Annotated in this window: 24 protein-coding genes and 2 tRNA genes; 12 read left to right on the top strand and 14 right to left on the bottom strand. The window is 66.9% G+C overall.

Features of this window, described 5'->3' with window-relative positions:
• Positions 1–34: 34 nt before the first annotated feature.
• On the bottom strand, positions 35–631 hold the full coding sequence (gene recR / locus VF643_RS06150; RefSeq protein ID WP_331042492.1) for a recombination mediator RecR: 597 nt from the start codon (positions 629–631) through the stop codon (positions 35–37).
• Positions 632–684: 53 nt separating this feature from the next.
• Between recR and fmt the strand changes: the two genes are divergently transcribed.
• Both fmt and truA read left to right on the top strand, forming a co-directional pair.
• On the top strand, positions 685–1,596 hold the full coding sequence (gene fmt, locus VF643_RS06145) for a methionyl-tRNA formyltransferase (RefSeq protein ID WP_331042491.1): 912 nt from the start codon (positions 685–687) through the stop codon (positions 1,594–1,596).
• Positions 1,593–2,330 carry a tRNA pseudouridine(38-40) synthase TruA gene (gene truA / locus VF643_RS06140; protein ID WP_331042490.1) on the top strand — a complete coding sequence of 246 codons (738 nt, stop codon included), beginning with the start codon at positions 1,593–1,595 and terminating at the stop codon, positions 2,328–2,330. Before fmt ends, truA begins: the two co-directional genes overlap by 4 nt.
• Here the strand turns inward: truA and VF643_RS06135 are convergent.
• The 11 genes from VF643_RS06135 to dapA form a co-directional block, all read right to left on the bottom strand.
• Positions 2,320–3,489 (bottom strand): class I SAM-dependent RNA methyltransferase, encoded by a 1,170-nt coding sequence (locus VF643_RS06135; RefSeq protein ID WP_331042489.1) that lies wholly within the window; start codon positions 3,487–3,489, stop codon positions 2,320–2,322. The two genes, truA and VF643_RS06135, sit on opposite strands and share 11 nt — an antisense overlap.
• Positions 3,480–4,856 (bottom strand): NAD(P)H-hydrate epimerase, encoded by a 1,377-nt coding sequence (locus VF643_RS06130; RefSeq protein ID WP_331042488.1) that lies wholly within the window; start codon positions 4,854–4,856, stop codon positions 3,480–3,482. The genes VF643_RS06135 and VF643_RS06130 overlap by 10 nt, the downstream gene beginning before the upstream one ends.
• The gene (locus tag VF643_RS06125; protein WP_331042487.1) at positions 4,853–5,047 is read right to left on the bottom strand and encodes a hypothetical protein; all 195 of its coding nucleotides are present in this window, start codon (positions 5,045–5,047) and stop codon (positions 4,853–4,855) included. The genes VF643_RS06130 and VF643_RS06125 overlap by 4 nt, the downstream gene beginning before the upstream one ends.
• A gap of 133 nt (positions 5,048–5,180) precedes the next feature.
• Positions 5,181–6,902 carry a dihydroxy-acid dehydratase gene (gene ilvD / locus VF643_RS06120; RefSeq protein ID WP_331042486.1) on the bottom strand — a complete coding sequence of 574 codons (1,722 nt, stop codon included), beginning with the start codon at positions 6,900–6,902 and terminating at the stop codon, positions 5,181–5,183.
• Between the two features lie 49 nt (positions 6,903–6,951).
• Positions 6,952–7,299: a response regulator gene (locus tag VF643_RS06115; protein ID WP_331042485.1), complete on the bottom strand. Its 348-nt coding sequence runs from the start codon at positions 7,297–7,299 to the stop codon at positions 6,952–6,954.
• 48 nt (positions 7,300–7,347) lie between these two features.
• A complete protein-coding gene (locus VF643_RS06110) occupies positions 7,348–9,747 on the bottom strand; it encodes a hybrid sensor histidine kinase/response regulator (RefSeq protein ID WP_331042484.1) in 2,400 nt (799 codons plus the stop codon).
• Positions 9,748–9,821: 74 nt separating this feature from the next.
• Positions 9,822–11,885: a M13 family metallopeptidase gene (locus VF643_RS06105; RefSeq protein ID WP_331042483.1), complete on the bottom strand. Its 2,064-nt coding sequence runs from the start codon at positions 11,883–11,885 to the stop codon at positions 9,822–9,824.
• 56 nt (positions 11,886–11,941) lie between these two features.
• Positions 11,942–12,472: a DUF2062 domain-containing protein gene (locus VF643_RS06100; protein WP_414713807.1), complete on the bottom strand. Its 531-nt coding sequence runs from the start codon at positions 12,470–12,472 to the stop codon at positions 11,942–11,944.
• Positions 12,473–12,492: 20 nt separating this feature from the next.
• Positions 12,493–12,975: an SsrA-binding protein SmpB gene (gene smpB / locus VF643_RS06095; protein ID WP_331042482.1), complete on the bottom strand. Its 483-nt coding sequence runs from the start codon at positions 12,973–12,975 to the stop codon at positions 12,493–12,495.
• Between the two features lie 48 nt (positions 12,976–13,023).
• The gene (locus VF643_RS06090; RefSeq protein WP_331042481.1) at positions 13,024–13,500 is read right to left on the bottom strand and encodes a hypothetical protein; all 477 of its coding nucleotides are present in this window, start codon (positions 13,498–13,500) and stop codon (positions 13,024–13,026) included.
• Complete coding sequence (gene dapA / locus VF643_RS06085) at positions 13,497–14,396, bottom strand: 4-hydroxy-tetrahydrodipicolinate synthase (RefSeq protein WP_331042480.1); 900 nt, start codon at positions 14,394–14,396, stop codon at positions 13,497–13,499. The genes VF643_RS06090 and dapA overlap by 4 nt, the downstream gene beginning before the upstream one ends.
• Before the next feature lie 79 nt (positions 14,397–14,475).
• Here dapA and VF643_RS06080 point away from each other — a divergent pair, with 79 nt between their 5' ends.
• Genes VF643_RS06080 through VF643_RS06060 form a run of 5 tightly spaced genes read left to right on the top strand, consistent with a single transcriptional unit; the run spans position 14,476 to position 20,221 of the window.
• Entirely contained in the window at positions 14,476–16,467 is a 1,992-nt protein-coding gene (locus VF643_RS06080; RefSeq protein ID WP_331042479.1) for a lytic transglycosylase domain-containing protein, read from the top strand.
• 4 nt (positions 16,468–16,471) lie between these two features.
• Positions 16,472–16,954: a GreA/GreB family elongation factor gene (locus VF643_RS06075; protein ID WP_331042478.1), complete on the top strand. Its 483-nt coding sequence runs from the start codon at positions 16,472–16,474 to the stop codon at positions 16,952–16,954.
• Positions 16,955–17,012: 58 nt separating this feature from the next.
• Positions 17,013–17,276, top strand: coding sequence for a hypothetical protein (locus VF643_RS06070; RefSeq protein ID WP_331042477.1), 264 nt, complete (start codon positions 17,013–17,015; stop codon positions 17,274–17,276).
• A gap of 41 nt (positions 17,277–17,317) precedes the next feature.
• The gene (locus VF643_RS06065) at positions 17,318–18,163 is read left to right on the top strand and encodes an NYN domain-containing protein (protein ID WP_331042476.1); all 846 of its coding nucleotides are present in this window, start codon (positions 17,318–17,320) and stop codon (positions 18,161–18,163) included.
• 36 nt (positions 18,164–18,199) lie between these two features.
• Complete coding sequence (locus VF643_RS06060) at positions 18,200–20,221, top strand: acyltransferase family protein (RefSeq protein ID WP_331042475.1); 2,022 nt, start codon at positions 18,200–18,202, stop codon at positions 20,219–20,221.
• A gap of 21 nt (positions 20,222–20,242) precedes the next feature.
• On the opposite strand, the gene VF643_RS06055 is transcribed toward VF643_RS06060, so the two are convergent.
• The gene (locus VF643_RS06055; protein WP_331042474.1) at positions 20,243–20,521 is read right to left on the bottom strand and encodes a hypothetical protein; all 279 of its coding nucleotides are present in this window, start codon (positions 20,519–20,521) and stop codon (positions 20,243–20,245) included.
• Positions 20,522–21,016: 495 nt separating this feature from the next.
• Positions 21,017–22,696, bottom strand: a complete 1,680-nt coding sequence (gene ettA / locus VF643_RS06050) for an energy-dependent translational throttle protein EttA (RefSeq protein ID WP_331042473.1) — start codon at positions 22,694–22,696, stop codon at positions 21,017–21,019.
• A 142-nt stretch (positions 22,697–22,838) separates the two neighbouring features.
• On the opposite strand from ettA, the gene VF643_RS06045 reads away from it, so the two are divergent.
• The 5 genes from VF643_RS06045 (at position 22,839) to VF643_RS06025 (ending at position 26,475) form a co-directional block, all read left to right on the top strand.
• A complete protein-coding gene (locus VF643_RS06045; RefSeq protein WP_331042472.1) occupies positions 22,839–24,284 on the top strand; it encodes a M28 family peptidase in 1,446 nt (481 codons plus the stop codon).
• A gap of 151 nt (positions 24,285–24,435) precedes the next feature.
• Positions 24,436–24,702: a hypothetical protein gene (locus tag VF643_RS06040; RefSeq protein ID WP_331042471.1), complete on the top strand. Its 267-nt coding sequence runs from the start codon at positions 24,436–24,438 to the stop codon at positions 24,700–24,702.
• 111 nt (positions 24,703–24,813) lie between these two features.
• Positions 24,814–24,889: transfer RNA gene (locus tag VF643_RS06035), tRNA-Ile, on the top strand.
• Positions 24,890–25,022: 133 nt separating this feature from the next.
• Positions 25,023–25,099 (top strand) — tRNA-Pro (locus VF643_RS06030).
• Positions 25,100–25,422: 323 nt separating this feature from the next.
• A complete protein-coding gene (locus tag VF643_RS06025; protein WP_331042470.1) occupies positions 25,423–26,475 on the top strand; it encodes a N(4)-(beta-N-acetylglucosaminyl)-L-asparaginase in 1,053 nt (350 codons plus the stop codon).
• The last annotated feature ends 35 nt before the right edge of the window (positions 26,476–26,510 follow it).

Below are 26,510 nucleotides of genomic sequence, written 5' to 3'. Positions count from 1 at the left end.
ACAATTCAAGCCGGGTCAAGCCGGGCAGCCAACATCACGAAACCGGACGACGCGCGCGCAGCGCCTGCGCCAGCGTCCCCTCGTCCAGATAATCGAGTTCGCCGCCGACCGGCAGGCCGTGAGCGAGCTGGGTGACACGCACCGGAAAGCGTTCGATCCGCTCCGCCAGATAATGCGCGGTCGTCTGCCCCTCCAGCGTCGCGTTCATCGCCAGCACGACCTCGTCGATGCCGCCAGCCTCGACCCGGCGGACGAGCGAATCGATCGCGAGGTCTTCGGGACGTATTCCCTCCAGTGCCGAAAGACGCCCGCCAAGCACATGAAACCGGCCGGGAAACAGCCGCGAGCGTTCGAGCGCCCACAGATCCGCGACCTCCTCGACCACGCACAGCGCGCGGGCATCGCGGCGCGGATCGGCGCAGACCGCGCACGGGTTCGCGGTATCGACGTTGCCGCAGGTCGCGCACGTCTCCAGCCGTTCCTCGACCGCGGTCAGCGCCGACAGCAGCGGGCCGAGCGCCGCCTCGCGCTTCTTGAGCAGGTGCAGAACCGCGCGCCGCGCCGAACGCGGTCCCAGCCCCGGCAGGCGCGCCAGCGCCTGGGTCAGCGCCTCGATCTCGGGGGATGCCATGCGGCGGGAGATAGGGGGTTGCGCGGCGCCGCGCCAGCGGGGAGACGGCGGCGATGCGGATCGTCTTCATGGGAACCCCCGACTTCGCGGTGCCGACGCTCGACGCGCTGGTAGAAGCCGGGCACGAAATCGTCGCCGCCTATAGCCAGCCGCCGCGGCCGGGCGGGCGGCGCGGGCGCGAACCGGTGCCCTCGCCCGTGCAACGGCGGGCGGAGGCGCTGGGCATCGCGGTGCCGACGCCGGTGTCGTTGAAGACGCCCGAGGCTCAGGCCGATTTCGCCGCGCTCGATGCCGATGTTGGCGTGGTCGCGGCCTATGGGCTGATCCTGCCGCGCGCGGTGCTGGAGGCGCCGCGCCGCGGCTGCCTGAACGTCCACGGCTCGCTGCTGCCGCGGTGGCGCGGGGCGGCACCTGTGCAGCGCGCGATCCTGGCGGGGGATGCCGAGACCGGGGTCGGCATCATGCGGATGGAGACGGGACTCGATACCGGGCCGGTGCTGCTGGAGGCACGGACCCCGGTCGGCCGCAAGACTGCGGGCGAACTTGCCGCCGAACTCGCGCTGGCCGGTGCGCAGGCGATGGTACGTGTTCTTGCCAATATCGACGGCTATCCTCCTGTTCCGCAACCGGATGTTGGCGTCACCTATGCCGCCAAGATCGACAAGGCCGAGGCCCGGCTCGATTTTTCGGGCAGCGCGACGGCCGTCGAGCGCTGCGTGCGCGCGATGAACCCCGCCCCGGGTGCGTGGTTCGAGGTGGCGGGAGAGCGGGTGAAGGTGCTGGCCGCCGAGGTGCTGCCCTTCACCTTCCCGGGCGGCGCGGGCGAGACGGTGGACGCGCGGCTGACGATCGCGTGCGGCGACGGGGCGATCCGGCCGACGATCGTCCAGCGCGCCGGCCGCGGCGTGACCTCAGCCGAGGAATTGCTGCGCGGCTTTCCCATCCCCGCGGGAACGCGCCTTTGACGCGTTTCGCGCTGACCATCGAATATGACGGGCGGCCGTTCATGGGCTGGCAGCGGCAGACGCATGGCCCTTCGGTGCAGCAGGCGCTGGAGGAAGCGGTATTCTCGGTCACCGGGGAGCGCGCTTCGGTGCAGGCGGCGGGGCGGACCGATGCCGGCGTCCATGCGCTGGCGATGCGCGCGCATGTCGATATCGCCAAGCCGATCGCGCCGTTCCGGCTGATGGAGGCGCTGAATGCCCGCGTCCGCCCGGCCCCGGTCGCGGTGCTGGCGTGCGAGGCGGTGGCCGACGACTGGCATGCGCGCTTTTCGTGCATCGGGCGGACGTATATCTATCGGATTGTCAATCGGCGGGCGCCGCTGACCCAGACGGCGGGGTTCGCGTGGCAGATCCCTCATCCGCTAGATGCCGCGGCGATGGACGCCGCCGCGCAGGCGCTGGTCGGCCGACATGATTTTACAACCTTCCGCTCGGCGCATTGTCAGGCAGACAGCCCGGTACGGACGCTCGACCGGCTGGAGGTCGTGCGCCGAGGCGAGAACATTGCCGTCCATGCGGCGGCCCGATCGTTCCTGCATCACCAGGTCCGATCCATGGTGGGGAGCCTGGCGCTGGTCGGCATGGGCCGCTGGGCGAGCGACGACGTGACGGCGGCGCTGGCGGCGCGGGACCGGGCGCGGCTGGGGCTGAACGCACCGCCCGACGGGCTGTTCTTCGTAGGCGCTACCTACTGAAGCCCGCCGCCAGTTCGACATGGGTGGACCAGCGGAATTGGCCGACCGGCTGCACCCAGCCAAGTCGCCAGCCACCTTCGCACAAGATCTTGGCGTCACGCGCAAAACTGCTGGGATTGCACGAAACATAGGCCAGTCGCTTTGCCGTGGTGGTAGCCAGCGCAGGCATCTGATCGCGCGCGCCAGCGCGGGGCGGGTCGATGACGATCGCGTCGAAGCGATCCAGTTCGGCCACGGTGAGCGGGCGTCGATACAGATCGCGGTGTTCGGCGAATACCGGCTTGCGGGCACGGGCGGCGGCGGATTTCAACGCGGCGACGGCATCCCGCGCGCCCTCCGCTGCATAGACGCGCCCGGGGAGTGCCAGTGCGAAGGTGCCGAGGCCGGCGAAGAGATCGGCGATCGTGCCGGCGCCCTCCGTCGCCTCCCGCACCGCGGCGACGAGTGCGGCTTCGCCTTCCGCGGTCGCCTGAAGAAACGCCGCGTGGGGAAAGGGCACGGCCACGCCGCCCAGCGTGACCGTCGCGGCATCGGGTTCCCAGCGGGTTTCGGGGCCGAGGCCGTCATCGACCGCAAAGCGCGCGACGGCGTGGCGTTCGCAGAAGCCGGTAATCGCCTCGGCCGCTGCGAGTCCTTCTGCGGCAAGCCCGGTAACGAGAATGTCGGCGCCCTGATCGAGCATCACGAGATGGACGTCGGCGCGGCGTTTCAGGCCGAGCTTGGGAAGCAAGGCGCGCAGCGGTGCGACAAGCGCGAAGAGTTCGGGGATGAGGATATGGCACTCGACAATGTCGACGATCGCATGACTCTTTTCCTCCGCAAAGCCCAGCCGCCCGCCCTTTTCGGCGTGCAGCGTCGCGCGTCGGCGCGTGCGCGGGGGCGACAGCGCGACCTCGCGGATCGGTGCGGTCAGATCATGCGCGGCGAGGGCGCCGGCGATCCGGTCGCGGACAAAATCGGCATACGCCACGTCGTCCAGATGCTGGAGCTGGCAACCGCCGCAGCGCGGGAAGTGGCGACATGGCGGCGTTTGATGATGTGGGCCGGGCATGACGGCACCGTCCGGCTTCAACGTGTCCCCGGGGGCGGCATAGGCGGCGTGGCGACCGTCCTGCGCTACGCCTTCGCCGCGCGCGGCGACGCGGACGATCAAAGACATTGCGCAATGGCTCCGGATAACGCGCCGGCGAGATCGTCGGCAAGGAAGGCGGGGCCTGAACGGCGCCCGGCCTCGGCATGAAGCCACACACCAGCGCAGCCGGCGGCGAACGGATCACCACAGGCCGCCAATTGCGCGGCGATTACGCCTGCCAACGTATCGCCAGTGCCCGCAGTCGAGAGCCAGGTTGCGGGGCCGGTCGTCACGCGCGCGCGCCAGTCCGGATGCGCGATGACGGTGTCCGCGCCCTTGAAGACGATGGTCGCGCCCGAGAGGCGTGCAGCATCTTGCGCGGCAACGATCTTTCCACCCGGAGCGGCGCCGCGGAAAATCGCGGCGAATTCACCGGCGTGAGGGGTGAGGACGGCGGGTGCCTTACGCCCGCTCAGCCGGTTGACGTCGAGCAGGTGCAGCGCGTCGCCGTCGATCACGAGCGGGTGTGCGGAGGCGAGCGCGTCGTCTAGCTTCGCCCGCGCCAGATCGTCTCGACCCAGGCCGGCGCCGATGAGCAGTGCGCCGATGCGCGGGTCGTCCAGTGCCTCGACCGTGTAGCGCCGACGGAGGATCGCATGGGGCAGGCGATCGGTGGCGCTGCCGAGCAGGAGGACATACCCCGCCCCGCCCTGCGCAGCGGCGATCGCGGCGAGGGCTGCGGCGCCGGGCATACGGCCCGCGACGATGGCGACCATGCCGCGGCTGTATTTGTGCGCGTCCGCGGCCGGTGCTTGCAGATGCGGCCTGGCGAGCACGGCGACCTCGCTCGCCGCCTTCACCCCGATATCGAGCAATCGGACCGCGCGCGCACGCGCCGCCGCCGGGTAGAGGACATGCGCAGGCTTCAACGCACCGAGCGCCAGCGTCAGATCGTACCGGGGTATTTCCGACAGGCAGGCGCCGTCGTCGGTGCCGACTCCCGCGGGAAGATCGACCGCGATCGACAGCTGCGCGCCGCCGTGAAGGCGATGGAGGTCCGCGACGATATGCTTGTCCAGGGGACGGTTCAGGCCGGTGCCGAACACGGCTTCGACGAAGACGGGTGCGGGGTCGGCCGCGACAAGCGCTTCGACCGGCCCGTGCCATGCCGATCGTGCGCGCCGACCCGCATCGCTGGCGCAGTCGGCGGACGCGGCGACCCGGACGGCAAGCCCCGCGCGCGCGAGGATCGCGGCGGCAATATAGCCGTCTCCCCCGTTATTGCCGGGGCCGCATGCGACGAGCACCTCTGCGCCCCCCGCCAGGCGCCGGACCTGCTCGGCGAGCGCCGCTCCTGCGCGCTCCATCAGTTCCACGCTGCTCGCGCCGCTCGCGGCTTCGGCATCCCGCACGCCTTGCGCGGTGAGGATCATCTGGCCGTCGATCGGGATCATGGCGCGGCGTTGGCACCGCGAGCGGTTGCGGGCAACCGGTAGCGATTGTTGCCGAGGGTGACATCGATCGTGTTCGCGTCGACGATATGGACGCGTGCAGCCTCTGCTCCGTCGGCGGCAACGACCCCGCGGCCGTCGTCGGTGACGCGCAGGCGGCGGAAGCCGCCATCTTCGGCGTGGATCGTGAGCACCCCGCCGCGACGGTCGCGCTCGACCGTGCAGGACCGTGTCAGCGGCGCTGACCCCCGTGCGCACAGGATGCGGCCGTTGTCCGTGGCATCTGTCCGGCCGTTTCCGCACGCTCCCAAGGCGAGAAGCAGTAGACTATATATCCGCGTAGACATGGCGTTCGGCCGCCGCGCCGGGGTGGGTAATCGCACCTTGCCATGCCGGCCCAACGTTGCGCGCGTAGCGCCAGAGTGCGCCGGACTGATAATCGTTGGTGCGCGGCACCCATGCGGCGCGACGGGCGGTCAGAACATCCTCGGACACGAGGAGGTCGATGGTGCCCGCCTCTGCGTCAATGCGGATCGTGTCGCCGTTTTCGACGAGCGCGATCGGGCCGCCGTCTGCGGCTTCGGGACCGACATGGCCGATGCAGAAGCCGCGCGTGGCGCCGGAGAACCGCCCATCGGTGATGAGCGCCACCTTCTCGCCCATCCCCAGACCATAAAGCGCGGCGGTGGTCGACAGCATCTCGCGCATGCCCGGACCGCCCTTTGGCCCTTCATATCGGATGACGATCACTTCGCCTTCGACGATGCTCCGCGCCTCGACCGCGGCGAAAGTGTCCTCCTCGCAATCGAAGACGCGCGCAGGCCCTTCGAAGTGAAGCCGGTGCATACCTGCCACCTTCACGATCGCGCCATCGGGGGCGAGGGTGCCGCGCAGGCCGACCACCCCCCCGGTGGGGGAGATCGGCGTCTTCACATCGTAGATGACCTTCTGATCGGGGTTCCAGGTGACCTGGTCGATGTTCTCGCCCAGCGTGCGGCCGGTCACCGTCAGGCAATTGCCGTCGAGGAAGCCGCCCGACAGCATCGTCTTCATCAGCATGTACACGCCGCCCGCTTCGTACATGTCCTTGGCAACATATTGGCCCCCTGGCTTCAGGTCGGCGATGTAGGGCGTGGACTTGAAGGCTTCAGCGACGTCGAACAGGTCGAACTCGATCCCCGCCTCGCTCGCCATCGCTGGGAGATGAAGCGCGGCGTTGGTCGATCCGCCGGTCGCGGCGACGACGCGCGCGGCGTTGATGAAGGCTTCGCGGGTGCAGATGTCGCGCGGGCGGATGTTGCGCTCGAGCAATTCCATGACCTGATGCCCCGCCGCAATGGCGATCTGCTCGCGGGTCGAATAGGGCGCGGGGACCATGTTGCTGTTGGGCAGGGACAGGCCGATCGCCTCGCCCACGCACGCCATCGTGTTGGCCGTAAACTGCCCCCCGCACGCGCCGTGGCCGGGACAGGCGACTTTTTCCATCGCATGCAGTTCGCTGATCGGGCAGGCTCCGGCGGCAAAGCGGCCGACCACTTCGAACACGTCGACGACGGTGATGTCCTTGTCCTGGAACCGGCCCGGCAGGATCGAGCCGCCATAGACGAAGATCGACGGCACGTTCAGCCGCAGCATCGCCATCATCATCCCGGGCAGCGATTTGTCGCAGCCTGCAAAGCCCACGAGCGCGTCATAGCAATGGCCGCGCACGCTGAGTTCAACCGAATCCGCGATGACCTCGCGGCTGACCAGCGAGGACTTCATTCCCTGATGACCCATGGCGATGCCGTCGGTGACGGTTATCGTATTGAAACGCCGGGGCATCCCGCCGTTCTGGATCACGCCTGCCCTCGCCGCATCGGCCTGGACATCGAGCAAGGTGTTGCAGGGCGCACTGTCGTTGCCCGCGCTGGCGAGTGCCACGAACGGCCGGGCGATATCCTCTTCGGTAAGACCCATCGCATAATAATAACTGCGGTGCGGCGCCCGCTCCGGACCGACGGACACATGCCGGCTGGGAAGGCGAGACTTGTCGAAACGGTTGCTCATAGGCGCGCGCTATGTCGCCAACTGCGTCACCGGCGCAAGTAAATTTCGTTCAGAGCTCGTCCAGCGCCTTTGCGACGCCGTCCATCGTGAATGGCTTCTGCAATCGCGGCCGATCGCGAAAGCGCACATCCACGCCGTCATCGCCGCCACCGGTCGCAAAGATAAACGGCAAGCCCCGCTGAGCGAGCGCCTCGGCAACCGCCGTGCTGTTCTCACCGCCGCGGAGATTGACGTCGAGGATCGCTGCATCGACCCCCCCGCCTGCGATCGCACGCAGCGCCGTTTCGCAGCTGTCGGCTACACCGGCGATCGTGTGATCGAGAACCTCCAGAAAGTCCTCCAGCATCATTGCTATCAGGGGTTCGTCCTCGACGATCAGGATATTCTGTGCAGCCATCGTCCCCTTCTTAGAAGAGGTTTCGCATCCGTTCCAGTCCCCTACGTGCTAATGTCGCGCAAGGGCATCCCGCGCGGCTTCGGCCAGTTGCTGCACCGAGAAAGGCTTGGGCAGGAAGGCGACGTCGTCGATGTCGATCGACTTGCGCAACTGTTCCTCTGCATAGCCCGACATGAACAGCACCGGCAGACCGGGATATTTTTCGCGCGCGTGGCGCACCATCGTGGGGCCGTCCATCGTGGGCATCACCACGTCGGATATGAGCAGGTCCGGCCGGCCGGACCTGGTGAGCACATCCAGCGCGACTTCGCCGTTCTCGGCGGTGAGCACCTGATACCCCTGGCGGGTCAGCGCGCGCTCGGCGACCGCGCGTACCATCTCCTCGTCCTCCACCAGCAGGATAGTGCCGGTGCCCCAGATTTCGGCGGGCTTGGCTGCGGCGCGTGCCGGCGCCCGGATCGGCGCGGCGGCCGAGGCGGCATGGACCGGAAAGAAGATCGAGAAGACCGCCCCCTCACCCGGCTTCGAATCCGCAAAGATATAGCCGCCCGACTGTTTGACGATGCCGTAGACGGTCGAAAGACCCAGGCCGGTGCCCTTGCCCACCTCCTTGGTGGTGAAGAACGGCTCAAATATCTTCGGCAGCACTTCAGGCGGTATGCCGGTGCCGGTGTCGCTGACGAACAGGCCGGTATAGTCCGCCACCGGCAGGATGTCCGACGCCATCCGGCGAACCTCGTGCGCCGAGACGCTGCGCGTCTGAATCTTCAGCGTGCCGCCCCCGCGCGGGTTGGCGGAAATCATCGCATCGCGCGCGTTGACCGCCAGATTGACCACGACCTGTTCCAGCTGTCCGGGATCGGCGCGGATCGGTCCCAGATCGCGCCCGTGAGCAACGTCGAGACGAACCGTCTCGCCCATCAGCCGCTTGAGCAGATTGGATACTTCGGAGACGACGTCGGGGAGCTGGAGCACCTGCGGGCGCAACGTCTGCTGGCGCGAGAAGGCGAGCAGTTGGCGCGTTAGCCCGGCGGCGCGATTGGAGTTCGTGCGGATTTGCTGGATGTCGTCATAGTCGCTGTCGCCGGGCGAATGACGCATCAGCATCAGATCGCAATGCCCGATGATCGCGGTCAGGATATTGTTGAAATCGTGGGCGACACCGCCCGCGAGCTGACCGACCGCCTGCATCTTCGTCGCCTGCGCCACCTCGCGCTTCAGCCGGCTTTCCTCGCTATTGTCCTTGAGGCTGAGCAGCACCGCGGCATCGCCCAGGCCACGCGCGCCGGCAATGGTGAGCGCGACCGGCTCCTCGGGATGGTCCTTCAGCCGCACGGCCATGTCGGTGCTGTGGGTGGCACCCGTAGCAAAGCGGCGGATCGCATCGGCCACCGCGCCCTTGTCCTCGCGGACCACCAGGTCGCCGGGATACAGGGGCGGTGCCGCGGCATCGACGGACGCGGCGCGCATGAAGGCTTCGTTCATCTGCAAGAAGCGACCGTCGCGGTCGACCAGCGCCATGCCGAACGGCATCAGGCTGACCAGGCTGCGGACGTGTGCGGAGGCCGATGCGCCGATCGCGGGCGTGTCGTCTTCATCGTCCACCAGCGCGACCAGCACGCCCGCATCGTCGTCGGCGGCGAACGGCACCTGAAGGATTCGTAGCGGCATGCCGCCCAGCCCTTCACGCTCGAAGCGCACCAGGCCGCGACTGTCGGTGATGAGGAAACGCGTGAAATCGCGGCCGACCAGCGCCTGCGCGTCTGCGCTGTCGTCATGGCCCACCGCGCGAAGTCGCAGCACGCGGTTGGCGGCGCGGATGCGGCCGTCCGGCGAAAGAAGGGCCGCCATGATCCCGCTCTGCCCGAGCCGTTCTCCCGTATCGGTTTCCAGCAGTCGCGCAACCGTCGCCGCGGCGTCGTGCGCCGCGGCGATTGCAAAACGCCAGACGAGCATGTCGCCTTCATCGCCGGATCGCACGATCTCCGCCGACAGCGCCGTGCCCCGCGCAACGAGATTGCGAGCCTGGCCGCTGCCGTCGCGCCACGCGGCGCGGCCGGCGCTGCCCAGGACCGTCACGCCGTCCGCGTCGAGCGGCAGGCCGGGCGGTGTCGGAAGTCCGTCGAACAGCGCCTGATAGCGGTCGTTGGCGCAGACCAGCCGCCCTGCACGGTCGGTCACCGCCACGGCGTCGCTGCTCGCCTCCGCCAGGGCCCGCGCCATGCTCCAATCGACCGCCGAGACGCTCGCCGGGGCGGGGGCGGCAAGCAACCGCCAGACGATCGCGCCACCGCCGACGATCAGCCCGGCCGCCAAGAATCCGCCCGCGACGACGGAATTGCCGGCCACGAAGAAGATGAGAATTGCGGCCGCGAGCGCCGCGCCGCCCGCGACGAATGCGGCGGCGCGGATCGGCGCGAGTTTGGGGGCGATTGGGAGCGATGCCATCGATATTCGTCATCCGCCGCGGGACGGTATCGGGTCAAGCAATCCTTGCCCTTCCCCGCGGGAAGGGCCGGAGTCTACCAGACCTTGATGCGCTCGGCGGGCGCCAGATAGTATTTCTGGCCCGGCTTGACCCCGAACGCGGCGTACCACGGATCGAGGTTGCGCACGACATAGGCGCGCCAGTTTCCCGGCGTATGCGGATCGGTGGTCAGCTGCTGGCGCACCGCCGCTTCGCGCGCCTTGGTCTGCCATACCTGGCCGAAACCCAGGAAGAAGCGCTGATCGCCGGTATAGCCGCCGATCACCGGCGCAGGCTTGCCGCCCAGCGAGATCTTGTATGCATCATAAGCGACCGTCGCGCCCGCCAGGTCGGCGATGTTCTCGCCCAGCGTCAGCTCGCCGTTGACCTTGGCCCCCGGGATCGGCTCGTAGGCGCCGTATTGGGCCACGACCTTGTCGGTATAGACCTTGAACCGGGCGACATCCTGCGGCGTCCACCATTCGGAAAAATTGCCCTTGGGGTCGAATTTGCGGCCCTGGTCGTCGAAATGGTGGCTGATCTCGTGCCCGATCACCGCGCCGATCGCGCCGTAGTTCACCGCCGGATCGGCATTGGGATCGAAGAACGGCGGCTGGAGGATGGCGGCCGGAAAGACGACCTCGTTCATCAGCGGGTTGGCATAGGCGTTGACCGTCTGCGGCGTCATGAACCATTCGGAGCGATCGACGGGCTTGCCGATCTTGGCGAGCTGGCGGTTGTATTCGAACTCCGCCACGCGATCGGCGTTGCCGAGCACGTCGCCGGGAACGACCCGCAGCGCGGTGTAATCGCGGAACTTGTCGGGATAGCCGATCTTCGGCGTGAACGCGGCCAGCTTGGCGCGCGCTTTGACCCGCGTTTCGGGTGCCATCCACTCCAGCTTGGACAGGCGGATATCCATCGCGGCGATGAGGTTCTTGACCAGCGCGTCCATCTTGGCCTTGGATTCGGGCGGGAAATACTTCTCGACGTAGATCTGGCCGACGGCCTCGCCCATGCTGCCGTTGACGAGATCGACGCCGCGCTTCCACCGCTCCTTCAGCTGCGGCGTGCCCGACAAGGTCGTGCCGTAGAAGGCGAACCGCTCGTTCACGAAGGCATCCGATAGCAGAGGCGCCTTATCGGATATCGTGTGGAAGGCGAGATATTCGCGCCAGGTGGACATCGGAGTGGCCGCGATGATCCGCGCCGTGCCGGTCAGTGCCGACGGCTGGGTGACGATCACGCGGGTCTGATTCGCAAAGCCCTGATCCGTCAGCAGCGTCCGCCAATCAAACCCGGGCATCCGCGCCGCCAATTCGGCGACGGGAACGGGATTATACGCCTTTTCGACCTGGCGCTGCTCGGCGCGAGTCCAGTGGACCTGGGCGATCTGCTTCTCCAGATCGAAGATGCGCTGCGCCGCGCCTGCCGGATCGGCAACGCCCCCTAGCCGAAGCATCGTGGCTATATGGGCGACGTATTTCGTGCGCGCTTCGGCGAACTTGGGGTTGTCGACCAGGTAATAGTCGCGGTCGGGAAGGTCTAGGCCGCCCTGCCCCGCGTAGACAGCATAGACGCTATTGTCCTTCAGATCCTGTTCGACACCCAGTCCGATGGGCACGTCGATCCCGTGGCGATTCGCATCGGCAAAGGCGACGGCCAAGTCCTTGGGCGTCTTCACCGCCGCGATCCGCGCGAGATAGGGCTTGAGCGGCGCGGCACCGGCAGCCTCGATCTTCGCGGTGTCCATAAAGCTGGCGTAGGTGACGCCGATCTTCTCCCCCACGCTGCCGGGCGCGTGCTGCGCCTTGGCCGATTCCTCGATCACCGCGCGCGTCCGCTGGTCCGAAAGGTCGCGCAGGATGCCGAAGCCGCCCCAGCTTGCCTTGTCGGCAGGGATCTCGGTCTTTGCCTGCCACGCGCCGTTGACGAACATGTAGAAATCGTCGCCGGGTGCGACGGATGTGTCCATGTTCGCGGTCTCGACCCCGAAGGTGCCGAGTTGGGGCTTGCCCGAAGCGGCCGACACCGGTGCGGTCGGCGAGACGGTCTGGGCATAGATCGCGGTGGAGGCGACGCCGCCGAGCAACATGGCAGCGATAACGGTCTTGCGCATCAAGCATCCTTCTTGGAGTCGGGATGCGACGTGTTGTAGCTGACTAGGACGCTTCGTCAAACATGGTTTCGATTGCGACGGTTATGCCACTTCCGTGCGATCCAAAGGCGCCATCCGAACGCCGCCAGCGCATAGCCGACGATGGCGAAGATGATGCTGAGCACGAGCAGCCCGGTGGCCGTCGCCGGTCCGGCTTCCATGAACCATTGCAGCCACCCGGTCGCCTGCTGCACCGGCTGACCGGCGACATGCACGTCCAGGCGCAGCACCCATCGGCCGATCCAATAGGCCAGCACCCACAGGGGCGGCGTGGTGAACGGGTTGGTGAGGAAGGTGGTCAGCGCGGCAACGGGGATGTTGGCCCGGAACGGCAAGGCGCCGACTGCCGCGACCGCGACCTGACCGAAGGGCACCATGATGCCGGCGACGACCCCGAGCGCCACGCCGCGGGGAACCGAGCGGCGGGTGAAGCGCCACAATTCCGGCGCCAGCACACGGTGCGCTACCGGGCGCAGAGCGCGGTTCGATTCCATCGATTCGCGAGTCGGCAGATTGCGCCGGCACCAGGCGATGGAGCGTTGCCACAAGGTCGGCGGCACCGTCGCCACTAGCCGCGATCGCGCATGACGCGGGCCGATTCGCGCTTCCACTCGCGCTCCTTGATCGCCTCGCGCTTATCGTGGTCCTTGCGCCCCTTGGCCAATGCCAATTCCACCTTCGCGCGCCCCTGCGTGTTGAAATAGACCGACAGCGGCACAAGGGTCATCCCCTCGCGCGCCACCGCACCGTGGAGCTTGTTGATCTCACGCTCGTGAAGAAGCAGTTTACGCGGGCGCTTGGGCTCGTGATTGAAGCGGTTGCCGTGGCTGAATTCGGGCACGTTGCTGTTGACCAGCCACACCTGGCTATCCTTTACCTCGGCATAGCTCTCCGCGATCGATCCGGTGCCCGAACGCAAGCTCTTCACCTCGGTGCCGGTCAGCGCTATCCCCGCCTCATACACGGTGTCGATCGTGTATTCGAACCGCGCACGGCGGTTCTCCGCGACGATCTTCTTTTTATCGAAGGCGATAGGTTTCGGGCGTGCCATGTCGCGGCGATGTAGGCGGTCGCGGCCCCTTCCGAAACCCCGCCCGCGTCAGGCCGTGGCGATCGTGCGATCCGGCAGCAACGTCCGGTGCGCGGTTTCGTAGCAATCGTCGATATGGCGGTTCCCCGTGAGCTTCATCGCGCCGAAGCTGATCGAGGCGGCGGCGGCCGAGCCAAGGAACGGCACGAACTTGGCGGCCTGCGCGCCCACCAGCCTGACGCCGATGCGGCGCAGCAGGGCCACGACGATCCGCTTGGTCACGGCGCGGCCGATGGCCGAGTTGCCGAGACTGGTGGCGACGACGAGCACCTGCTCGCCCATCCGCGGGTCCATCTTCTCGATCGCTTCGTGGTCCAGGCCGAAACGGTGGCTGATGTCGGGCAGCAACTTGGTGAGCAGCCCGACGTCGGCGACCAGGTCGATGCCGGGGATCGGAATTACCGCTGTTCCCGCGGAGACCAGCGCACGCTTGGTCACCATCGCGCGGCATTCGTCGCGGATGCGGTCGAGATCGGCCAGGGTCATGCCAGCCCCGCATGGTTCAGCGCTGCGTCCACCGTGTCGCGCGCGGCCTGCGACGGCCAGGTCATCGGCATGCGGATCCCTTCTGGAAAGCCATGACGCACCCGCGCCATCGCATATTTAACGGGGCCCGGCGACGCATCGGCGAACATCGCGTCGTGCAAGGGAAAAAGCCGGTCATGCAGTGCCAACGCACGAGCGCCATCGCCAGCCGCACAGGCGGCCTGAAATTGCGCACACAGGCTGGGGGCAACGTTGGCGGTGACCGATATGCACCCGACCCCGCCCATCGCGTTGAAGGCAAGGGCGAGATCGTCGTTCCCCGACAATTGGCAGAAGTCTGCGCCCAGCCCGGCGCGGTGCTGAGACACGCGCGGCAGGGCACCGCTGGCGTCCTTCACGCCCACGAACACGCTTGGGAAGCCCGCTACGATGCGGATAAGGGTGGCAGGCTGGATGTCGGTCATGGTTCGGCCGGGCACGTTGTACAGCACGATCGGCAACGGCGAGGTTTCGGCCAAGGTCGCAAAGTGGCGGTAGATGCCCTCCTGGCTCGGGCGATTGTAATAAGGTGGCACCATCAGCGCCGCGTCCGCGCCCGCATCGGCGGCGGCGCGCAAATTCTCGGCGGCCACCAGCGTATCGTTGGATCCCGCCCCAGCGATGACCGGAACCCGGCCTTTGGCCTGGTCCACACAAATGCGGACGACGCGGAAATGCTCTTCCTTGGGCATCGTCGCAGCCTCGCCGGTGGTGCCGCACGCCACGAGTCCCGTCGAGCCCTCTTCGATCTGCCAATCGACAAGCGCGCGAAACGCGTCTTCGTCGAACGCACCGCCGACGTGATCGCCCGAGTCCGCAAAGGGCGTGACGAGCGCCGGGATCGATCCTGAAAACATGATTTTACGGACTCCCCGCGCGGCAGAATCGCGCATTTTGTTCAGGACAGATAAAAGCGCACACCCTATCCTGTCCACCATGGCAGCAGCGCTTCTCAAGTCTCTCATGGTCGTGGCAGCGGCCGGGGCCTCGATCTCGGCCGATGGGCAGGATCAGCTCGACCGATATCGCACCCAGATGGCGAACATGCGGCCGCAAACCGCGATACCTGCGCCTAACGATGCGGCGATCGCGTCCGCCGTCGCGCAGTGGACCGCAGTGCGCCAGACGGATGCCCTGCCGTTCGACAGCTATGCGTCTTTCCTGATGGCGCATCCCGGCTGGCCGGGCGAGACCGCAAACCGCAGCGCCGCCGAGCGCGCGGCGGCGACGGGCGATCCGTCGCGGGTGATAGCGTATTTCCGCCGCTTTCCGCCGCAATCGGCGATTGGTGCGGTGAACCAGGCGCGGGCGCTGAGCGCGACCGGGGCTTTTGCGGAAGCGAATGCGGCGGCGCGGCGTGCATGGCGGATGGGTGCGCTGGCACCGGCGGACGAGATCTTCATCCTCGCGCTGCCCGGTGCGCTTGCGCCTGCCGATCACGACGCGCGCATGGACATGCTGCTGTGGAGCGGCCAGACCAGTGCCGCAGCGCGGCAGATCGCCTATGTCTCGCCGGCTGCGCGCGCCGTCCTGGTGGCACGGCTGGCCTTGCGCACGAACGGCCCCGATGCAGCGCAGCTCGCGATGACGGGCGAGACGGCCTATGCCAACGATCCCGGGTTCATCGCGGACCGCGCGACGTGGCTGCGCAATTCCGGCGCGGGGCCGACGGCGCGCACCTGGCTGGCGCGGCCGCGCACGCTGACCTTTCGGCCCGGCAATGTCGAAAAATGGTATGAAGTGCTGCTTGCCAACGCGCGCGGTGCCGCGGCGGATGGCCAATGGCAGACCGCCTATGATATCGCGCGCCAGATAGATGATGCCTACCCGCCGGGCACCGACGTCTCGCTGAAACCCTATGGCGAGCGCGACGATTATACCAGCCTTGCGTGGCTGGCGGGGCAGACCGCGCTCAAGCGGCTCGGGCGTCCTGCCGACGCGATGACGCTGTTCGACCGCTACGGCCGCGGCAGCCTCGCGCCCCAGACACGGGCCAAAGGTTTCTATTGGGCAGGCCGCGCGGCCGAAGCGGCGGCGATGCCGGCCGAGGCGGCGGCGTTCTTCGCGCGGGCGGCGGGCTATCGCGACCAATTCTATGGCCAGCTTGCCGCCGAGCGCACCGGACGACCGCTGATTGCGCCGCCCGCGATCGCCGGTCACGCGATTGCGCCCGACGTGCGTGCCGCCTTCGAACAGCGCGAGATTGTGCGCGCGGCACGGCTCCTGGGCAATATCGGCGCACGGGCAGACCAGACCGCCTTCATCCGCCAGATCGCGGCGACGGCGACGACCGGCACCGATCACCTGCTCGCCGAGCAATTGTCACGCGACATCGGCCGCCCCGACCTGGCAGTGATGGTCGGGCGCAACGCTATGCAGAACGGACTGACCGACTATTCGGCAACCGGCTTTCCGACCGTGCCCGTGCCCGCGGGCTATGAGGACAAGTGGACGATCATCCACGCCATCGCGCGCCAGGAAAGTCAGTTCGATCGCACCGCGGTGAGCAGCGCAGGCGCGCGCGGGTTGTTGCAGCTGATGCCCGGCACTGCGCGCGAGCAATCGGGCAAGATGGGCTTGACCTATGACGTGGCCGCGCTGACCGCGGACCCGAACTTGTCGATCATGCTGGGATCCAGCTATTTTCAGCGGGTTTACGATCGGTTTGGCAGCTATCCGCTGGCCATCGCCGGCTACAATGCTGGCGGCGGCAACGTGAACAAGTGGATCGGCCTCTACGGCGATCCGCGCACCGGCGCGATTGACATGGTCGATTGGATCGAGATGATTCCGTTCAGCGAAACCCGCAACTACGTCCAGCGCGTGCTGGAGAATGCGGTGGTTTACGATCTGATGAACCCGGCGCGCGCCGAGAGCCAGGGTCCGGCGCGGCTCAGCTGGTATCTGGGCAAATCACGGCCGGGCTGAAGGCGTGGACCGGCCGAACTACATCACACCGAACGGTTATGCCGCCTTGCGCGCCGAATATGAGACGTTGTTCGGCAGGGAGCGGCCCGCACTGGTCGAGACGATCGCCTGGGCCGCGGGCAATGGAGATCGATCGGAGAACGGCGACTATATCTACGGCCGCAAGCGGCTACGCGAGATCGACCGCCGGCTGGGCTGGTTGTCGAAACGGATGAAGGCGGCCAAGGTGGTCGATCCGCGCGCACCCGGCGACCGCACCCGCGCCTGGTTCGGCGCGACGGTGACGATTGCCGATGAGCATGACGCCGAACGTGTGCTGACCCTCGTCGGCGACGACGAGGCCGATGCGGGCGCCGGCCGGGTCGGCTGGAACGCCCCGATCGCGCGCGCGCTGCGCGGGGCCGCTGTTGGTGACCTGCGCCGCGTCGAGTTGCCGGGAGGTGTCCGCGACTATGAGGTGACCGGCATTTCCTACCCGCCCGAATGAGGCCCAATGAGGAACGCGGGCCACGGTCCATCGTTTTTGCGGGGCAGCAAGGAGACAGATGATGGCCGAGAACCCCCGTACCGCCGCCGCCCGTGCCAATGACGATCACGAACTGATCGACGCGCTGATCGCCGATGCCGACACCGGCATCGCCGGTGGCAGTGGCGCGACCAACCTCCGCGGCGATATCGGCACGCAGAACGATCTGGTCCGCGCGATCGACGATCCCGAGGCGATGACCCGGCCGATGAAGGGCGACGATATCGCGCACAATCAGGCCTATAATCAGGCGCGTGATGCGGAGAGCGGCGGGCGCAGCTGACGCGCGTTGCTTTCGGCACCGAAACCGGCGACTGCGAAGGGATGGAAGACCCGAACCGCAACGTCGCTCTGTTGATCGACGCCGACAACGCCTCATGGCACACGATCGACCCCGTTTTGACGGTGCTCGCCGAGCTGGGCACCGTCAACGTCCGCCGCGTCTATGGCAATTGGACCAAGCCCGCCTTGAAGGGCTGGCGCGACATGACGGTCAAGCACGGCATCGAGCCGCAGCAGCAGTTCGACCTGACCAAGGGCAAGAACGCCACCGATATGAAGATGACCATCGACGCGATGGACCTGCTGTTCCGCGGCCGGGTCGGCGCGTTCGGAATCATGTCGTCGGACAGTGATTTCATGCCGCTGGCGATGCGCATCCGCCAGGACGGCGTGCCCGTCTATGGCTTCGGCAGCGCCAAGACCCCGGAAGCGTTCAAGCAGGCGTGTACCCGCTTCATCGACGTGGACGCCCTCACACGGGCCACGTCGCCGCGCCCAGCTTCTATGCCCGACGTAGCTAAGCCGAGCGCGGTCACGCCGCGACCTGCCGACAACAAGGCGGCAGAAAAGGCCGCACCCGCACCCGCACCCGCACCCGCACCGGCCGCATCCGCCCTGCCGCTCCCGCCGGCGATCGGCGGCGAACGACCCAAGCAGGCGGTCGACGAGGATCTGCTCAAGCTCCTGATCGACGCCTATGACGCCGGAAAGCGCGACGAGCGCGGGTTCGTCAGCATCTCGGCGATGGGGCAGCTGGCGGGCAACCGCTCCAGCTTCGACGCGCGCAACTACGGCTTTCGACGACTGTCGGATCTGATCCAGGCAGTGCCGAACTTCCAGACCGAACGACGCGAAGATGGGCGGCTGTTCGTGCGACGACTGCGCTAACCCTATTTCTACGCCTGTCGCAGTAGAGCCGCTGCGATGGATTCGATCGAAGCACGGACGGCGCCGGACGCCCGCTCCCTCGGCGCGCCTCCCTATCGCTCCGATATAGACGGGCTGCGCGCGATCGCGGTGACGGCGGTGGTCCTGTTCCATGCGGGCTGGCCGATGCTCGGCGGCGGCTTTGCCGGGGTGGACATCTTTTTCGTCATTTCCGGATTCCTGATTGGCGGCATCGTCGATCGCGAGGTGCGCGACGGCCGCTTTTCGTTTCGCGGCTTCTACTTGCGCCGCGCCCGGCGAATCCTCCCTGCGCTGTTCGCGGTGTCGGCGGGGACGCTGGCGCTCGGACTCGTACTGCTCTCCCCTGACGAACTGAAGCGGCTGTCGGCCAGCGTCACGGCGGCGCTGCTGGGCGTGGCCAACATCTGGTTCTGGCATGATGCCGGCTATTTCACCCCGGACGCGCGCTATTCCCCTTTCCTGATGACGTGGTCGCTGGGGGTAGAGGAGCAATTCTACCTGGCGCTCCCGCCGCTCCTACTCATGCTGCACCGATGGCGAAGGGCGGCCGTGCTGCCGGTCGTCAGCATCCTCGGTGCATTGTCGCTGGCGTTATCGATCGCGCTCACCGCACGCGAGCCGGTCGCCGCTTTCTATCTGCTGCCTACCCGAGCCTGGGAATTGGCGGTCGGCGTTGCGGCGGCGCTGTGGACCGCACCGCGCGCCCCGCTCGGCGGCAGGGTGGCCGGCACGCTGGGGATCGCTGGAGCGGTGGCGATCGCGATTGCGCTCACCTGCTTCGACGAGGGGACCGCGTTTCCAGGTTATGCCGCACTGCTGCCGACGCTTGGCACCGCGGCGTTGATCGTCGGGGGAGACGGCTGGATCAACCGACGCCTGCTAGCCACGCGCCCGCTGGTCGCAGTCGGGCTGCTCTCCTATTCCTGGTATCTCTGGCATTGGCCGTTGATGACGCTCGTGCGGATCGCGAGCGCGCAAGCGCCGTCGGTTTCGGTGCTCACCGGGGTTGCGGCGCTATCGCTGCTAATTGCCTGGGCCTCGTGGCGACGGGTCGAACAGCCGTTCCGCACCGGAACGCCCCACCCCGCGGCGCTAGGGCGCTACGCGGCCGTCCTGACGGCGGCGGCGTGCGTAGCCGCTGCCTTGTGGACCAGCGGCGGCTTGCCCTCGCGGGTGAGCGAAGATGCGCGCGCCGCGGCGGCAGTGATTCGCGAGGGACACGGTGGACCGTGTCTTGCGGGCTATGGGGCGGACGCACCCAACACCGCCGCCGCATGCGTCGGTCGCGGCGCTGCGCCGAAGATCGCGCTTCTCGGCGACAGCCACGCTAACGCGCTGGGCGCTGCGCTGCGCGAGGCTGCCTTTGCCCATGGTTGGGGCTTCGTGCAAATGACCAAAGCGTCCTGCCCGCCACTGCTCGGCGGCACGCGTGTGATGGCCGGTCAGCTTGGCCACGCCGCCGCCTGCCTACGCTATAACGACGCCGCATTTGCCGCCGTGCTCGCCGATCCGACTATCCGTACCGTCGTGCTCACCGCATTCTGGCAGGCGCCGTTCGACGGTCGTGCAGTCGCGCTCGGCGAAGGCTATCGCGACCGATCCGCCCCAGCGGCCTCCGGCGAACCCGCGCTGATCGCCCCCCTCGCCCGGGCCGGGCTGGTGTTGCAGCGCGTGGGCAAGCGCGTCGTCATACTGGGCGATGTTCCCGGCTTCCGCTTCGACCCGGCTCGCTGGCGCAACGTCCGCGACCTGCCCGCGCGTGCATGGCTGCGCTGGGTGGTCGAACCCGGCTTTGCTGCCTCGGACGGTTTTGCGGCCATGGATCTGGTTTCTCCCCTTGCAGACAGTGGCGCCCGTGCCAGCGCCGCCGCGGCCCGCGTGTCCGGTGCTTCCTACGCGCCGCTGGCGGACGCGTTCTGCGACCGGCGAGGTTGCCGTTTCGAGCAAGGCTCGACGCCCTGGTTCATCGATCCCCAACATCTGTCATCGCCCGGCGCCCGACACGCGGTGCGGGTGCTCGATCCGGTGTTGTGGTGAAAACGCGTTTTTTTGAGCCACCTAAATCCGAAAGGCAGTTACGACTTTACGCTCAGCAACGAAATGGTAATTGATGGAGCCATGAGCGTCCAACACCGCGTCCTGCCCGGCAAGTACAAGCTGACGGTCAACGACTTTATCCAGCTCGACCAGACCGGTGCGTTCGGGGACGGCCGGACCGAGCTGCTGGACGGAGACATCATCATAATGAATGCCGAGTATCGCCCGCACGCTCGGATCGCGGGAGAGCTTGGGTATTGCATTCGTCGGGTTCTGGAAACGATCGGCGGCGATCTTCATGCATTGACTGCCTTCATGCATTGACTGCCAGCGTTGCTCTATCTGACCACGACATGCCCCTGCCCGATATCGTCCTGACCCGAGAGCCGCACGGAGATGGCCCTATTCCGCTACGATCGGTGGCATTGATCGTCGAAATATCGTCGTCCACGCTTCGGCGGGACGTGACGGACACGGCAGCTATTTATGCGAAACGGACACGGCAGCTATTTATGCGAAGGCCGGAGTCCCCGAATATTGGGTTGCCGACATAAACACGCGCGTGATCTATCAGATGTGGAGCCCGGAGGACGATGGGTATGGGAGCCACCGTACCGTCCCGTTCGGAGACGTCATTGCCGCTGTGACGATCGAGGATCTGGCGATCGTAACGAAAGCACTCTGAAGCGGGCTTTCAGATGCTGCGTCCGTGCGGCCGGATCGTTCCCTCCCCGACCGCACTGTCTCACTTACCGCAGTCCAATGAATAGCGTCGGCAAAAACAGGCGCTGATGGTCACCGCGTCAGCTTCTTGTACGCCAACCGCGTAGGTCGATCCGCGGCATCGCCCATGCGGCGACGCTTGTCCTCCTCATAACTCTCGTAATTACCCTCGAACCATTCGACGTGGCTGTCGCCCTCGAACGCCAGGATGTGTGTGCACAGCCGGTCGAGGAAGAAGCGGTCGTGGCTGATGACCACCGCGCAGCCCGCGAAGGTCTCCAGCGCCTCCTCCAGCGCGCGCAGCGTCTCGACGTCGAGGTCGTTGGTCGGCTCGTCCAGCAGCAGGACGTTGCCGCCCTCCTTCAGCATCTTGGCCATATGGACGCGGTTGCGCTCGCCGCCCGAGAGCTGGCCGACCTTCTTCTGCTGGTCCGGCCCGCGGAAGTTGAACGCGCCGACATAGGCGCGCGTGCCCAGTTCCTGCTTGCCGAAGCGGAACACCTCAAGTTCGTCGGAGATTTCCTGCCAGACGTTCTTGTTGGGATCGAGGTCGTCGCGGCTCTGATCGACATAGCCCAGCTTCACGGTGGAGCCGACCTCGATCGTGCCGCTGTCGGGCTGTTCCTGCCCGGTGATGAGCTTGAACAACGTCGATTTGCCCGCGCCGTTCGGCCCGATCACCCCGACGATCCCGCCCGGCGGCAGCGTGAAGTCGAGTCCGTCGAACAGCAGTTTGTCGCCATAAGCCTTGGTCAGTCCCTTGGCCTCGATCACCTTGCCGCCCAGGCGCTCGGGCAGCTGGATCAGGATCGCGGCCTTGCCGGCGACGCGATTCTCCTGCTTTTCCATCAATTCGTCAAAGGCGCGGATGCGCGCCTTAGACTTGGTCTGGCGCGCCTTGGGGGTCTGGCGCATCCACGCCAGTTCGTCGGCGATCGCGCGCTGCTTGCCCTGTTCCTCGCGCTCCTCCTGCTCCAGCCGCTTGGCCTTTTTCTCCAGATAGCCCGAATAATTGCTCTCATAGGTGTAATACCGGCCGCGATCGAGTTCGAGCACCCAGTTGACGACGTTATCGAGGAAATAGCGATCGTGGGTGACGAGGATGACGTTGCCCGCATATTCCTTCAGGTAATTCTCCAGCCACGCGACGCTTTCGGCATCGAGGTGGTTGGTCGGCTCGTCCAGCAGCAGGATGTCGGGCTTTTCCAGCAGCAGCTTGCACAGCGCCACGCGGCGCTTCTCGCCGCCCGACAGCTTCGATACGTCGGCGTCGCCCGGCGGGCAGCGCAACGCCTCCATCGCCTGTTCAAGCTGGCTGTCGAGCGCCCAGCCGTCGACCGCGTCGATCTTGCCCTGAAGCTCGCCCATCTCCTCCATCAGCGCGTCGAAATCGGTGTCGTCCTCGGGATCGCCCATCTCCGCCGAGATCGCGTTGAAGCGATCGACCAGATCGGCGATCGGGCGTACGCCGTCCTTGACGTTGCCCATCACGTCCTTGGTCGCATCGAGCTGCGGCTCCTGCGCCAGGTAGCCGACCTTGATCCCGTCCGCGGCCCAGGCCTCGCCCACGAAATCGGGGTCTATCCCTGCCATGATCTTCATCAGCGTTGATTTTCCCGACCCGTTCGGGCCGATGATCGCGATCTTGGCAGACGGAATGAACTGCAGATGGATGTTGTTGAGAACGGGCTTGTTCGCGCCGGGAAAGGTCTTGGTCAGACCCTTCATGACATAGGTATATTGGACGGCCATGTTGGGCTCGCGCTCCGTGCTGGATATGCGGAAATATGCTGCACGCGCGATAGCGGCGGCGGCACGGATTGGCAACGCGGACGGCTGGCCGTAGATGTCGCCCGCGCTGAGGCCGGTTGGCCTGCATCAATGAGGACTGCCGATGATCCTGGATCGACCTTTCGTCTCGGCTGCGCTGCTGGTGCTGACTACCCCCTCGCTGGCCCAGCAACTCCCGCCCTCCGTGACGCAACCTGCGGTCGCGCGCCCACGTCCTACGCCGATCGGCATACCGATCGACCCGCAGGTCGCCGCGCTGCGCGACAAGGCGCTGACGGACGATACCGCTTACGCGATCGTGGAGGGGCTGACGACAGAGATCGGCCCCCGCCCCCCGGGTTCGACGCAGCAGGCGCGTGCGCGCGAATGGGCCGTGGCGCGACTGAAGAAAATGGGTTTTCGCAACGTGCGGATCGAACCCTATGCGCTCGATAATATATGGGAACGCGGCGTCGAGACGGCCGAAGTCGTGTCCCCTTATCCGCAGCCGCTGCGGCTTGCCGCCCTGGGCAACTCCGCCGCGACGCCGGCCGAGGGGTTGACGCTCCCGATCGCCTATTTCGCCAGTTTCAACGATCTCGCACTGGCGCCGGCGGGCAGCCTCAAAGGGAAGATCGCCTTTGTCTCCAATCAGATGCAGCCCACGCAGGATGGGTCGAGCTATGGCAGCGCCGGCGCGGCGCGCTTCGTCGGTCCCAATGTCGCGGCCAAGAAGGGCGCCGAGGCGATCGTCATCCGCTCGATCGGCACCGACCATGGCCGCGGGCCGCATGCGGGCGGCACTAATTTCGCAGCAGGGGTGACCCCGATCCCCGCAGCGGCGCTTTCGGTCTCGGACGCGGAAAACCTCGAGCGCATGATGAAGCTCGGCGGCACGGTCACGCTCCACCTCGTGCTCACCCCGCGCAATGTGGGCACACGCCAGTCCGGCAACGTCGTCGCGGAGGTGCCGGGCAGCGATCCGGCGGCGGGCATCGTGCTGATCGGCGGGCATCTGGACAGCTGGGATTTGGGCACGGGGGCGATCGACGACGCCAGCGGCATCGCGATCACCACCGCGGCCGCCAAGCTGGTGATGGCAGCCGGACGCCCGAGGCGCACGATACGCGTCGTGTGGTTCGGCGATGAGGAGACCGGCGGCTGGGGCGGGCTGGCTTATGCCAGGCGCCATGCGGGGGAACGGCATGCCGTCGCCAGCGAAAGCGACTTCGGCGCCGACCGGGTATGGCGGGTGGAGACCAATCTCCCGCCCAGCGCGTCTGCGGTGAGCGATCGGCTCGCGACGGCGCTCGCTCCGCTTGGCATCGTGCGCGGCGCGGGCACGGCGGGTGACGGCACCGACATCGCGCCGGTGATCCGCACCGGCGTGGCCGGCATCGACCTCAATCAATCCGGCCTGCGCTATTTCGACTGGCATCATACGCCCGAAGATACGCTGGAACGGATCGACCCCGAGCAGCTTCGCCAGAACGTTGCGGCGTGGACGACGATGCTGGCGATCGTTGCCAATGCGCCAGAGGAGATCGGCTCGGCCGCCCGGAAACCGTGACGATCCACACTCAGCCTGCCTTGAAAAAGCCGCATACATTGCGGGTATATGAATTTTGTACGTTGACGGTGGGGCGTCCTGCGCTATCTGGTGGTGTTTCGCGACGGCGATCGGGTCGGCCGCGAATATCGTTATGCTTGGGAGCAATCGAATGAAGAAGATCGCCTTTGTTCTCGCTGCCGCCGGCCTGATGTCCGTGGCCGCGTGCAACAAGTCGCCGGCCGCCGAAGCCGTCGAAAACAATGCCGAGATGGTTTCCGACAACCTGGAAGCGCAGTCCGACAACCTGGAGGCACTCGCCGACAACGCGACGACGACCGCTTCCGAGCAGGCGTTGGAGAATGCTTCGGACAACCTCGAAGATGCGGCGGAGAATGTTCGCGACGCAGCCGACGAGAAGACCGACAACATGAACTGATCCGCCTCGGGCTCAGGCCTGATGCGTATCGCGGCAAAGGGCGTCCCCGCAGGGGCGCCCTTTTTCGTTGCGCTGAGCGAAGCGGCTCCGCTAATCGGCGGGGCGCGGGTGGGGCCTGTAGCTCAATGGTTAGAGCTGGCCGCTCATAACGGCTAGGTTGCGGGTTCGAGTCCTGCCGGGCCCACCACGCGTATCGGCGACCGCACGTTCCGCCCTCCAATGTGGGCGGAGGGTGCACCAACGCGGCAAAGCGGCCCTGTCGCTATCGCGTTCAACCGGTTGCACCCGCCGATCAGCTGCGCTAAGCGCCTCTCCACGGGCGGGGAGTGGCGCAGTCCGGTAGCGCGCCTGCTTTGGGAGCAGGATGTCGCAGGTTCGAATCCTGTCTCCCCGACCACTTTATCGCCATTTATGCGGTTCTCTTATTATGCGATTTACAGGGCAGCGCAGCTTTGCCCCCAGCACAGGCGAGAGCCGCCGCGTCAGCGTGGCCTGCGGGGTGTCAGCTGACACATCGGTTTTCTGATAACGGCTGGCAGCGGGAACGTCCGCGCCCTTACCTCCATGACATCGACGACGTGGCGTGATCGTTCGCGGGACAAACACACGCGCGCGCGCGCCAGACAGCTGTTTCTCTCCTGAAACTCGATTTTGCGGTTGAAACCGGCGTGGGAAGATGCAGTGTTTAGAGACAGCTAGCTGCTTTGGGGACTGGTGGGCGTGTCGATCAAGGAACTCTGCCAGGCCGATGGTCACAGTCGACTGCAGCCGGCCCGCATTGATCGCAGGACGCTGTTCGCGGTGGGATCCGTCGTCGCCCTCGCGCCCGGTTTCGCGCTCGGCCAGGTCGCGCGTTCGTCTGGTTCCATCATGGTCTCGACATGGGATTTCGGTGCGGCAGCCAATGCTGCGGCCTTGGCGCGCCTGAACTCGGGCGGCAGCCTGCTCGATGCGATCGAGGCCGGCGCGCGTGTCCCCGAGGCCGATCCGAGCAACCATTCGGTGGGATATGGTGGCTATCCCGATCGCGATGGGCGGGTGACGCTTGATGCCGTCATCATGGACGACGCCGGCAATGTCGGGGCGGTCGCCGCGCTGGAAGATGTGGTGCACGCCGTGTCGGTCGCGCGCGCGGTGATGGACAAGACCCCGCACACCTTCCTGGTGGGCGAAGGCGCCACCCGCTTCGCCCTGGCAAACGGCTTCTCCAAACGCGCACTCCTGACCCCGCCGGCCCGCAAGGCCTGGCAGGATTGGCTGAAGACATCGCGATACCGGCCGGAAGCCAATATCGAAAACCGCATCGGCGGCACGGGGCTGCGCGGCGATGCGCGCGATCACGACACGATCGGCATCATCGGGCGCGGCGCCGATGGCCGTTTTGCGGGCGCCTGCACGACATCGGGCATGGCGTTCAAGATGCAGGGTCGCGTCGGTGACTCGCCGCAGGTCGGGTCCGGCCTGTTCGTGGAGGCCCGCGTCGGCGCCGCCACCGCAACCGGTGTGGGCGAGGAGGTGACGCGCGTTGCTGGTACGGCCCGGGTCGTGGCGACGATGCGGGCGGGCGCTACCCCGGAGGCAGCGTGCCGCGAAGCCGTCGAACATATCGCGAGGCTGCGGGGCGATGCCGTGCGCGATGCCCAGGTCGGCTTCATCGCAATCGACCGCCACGGCGCGGTCGGCGGCTTCGCGCTCCAACCAGGCTTTACCTACGCCGTTACCGCGGCCGGAAAGACGACGATCGTTCCGGCACCAAGCCTGCGGGGCAGATAAAACGAGATCAGGAACGGTGCCGAAGAGCACCAGAA

The organism is Sphingomonas sp. (genome assembly GCF_036387595.1).
GTDB lineage: Bacteria > Pseudomonadota > Alphaproteobacteria > Sphingomonadales > Sphingomonadaceae > Sphingomonas.
This window is presented reverse-complemented; position numbering and strand designations above follow the sequence as displayed.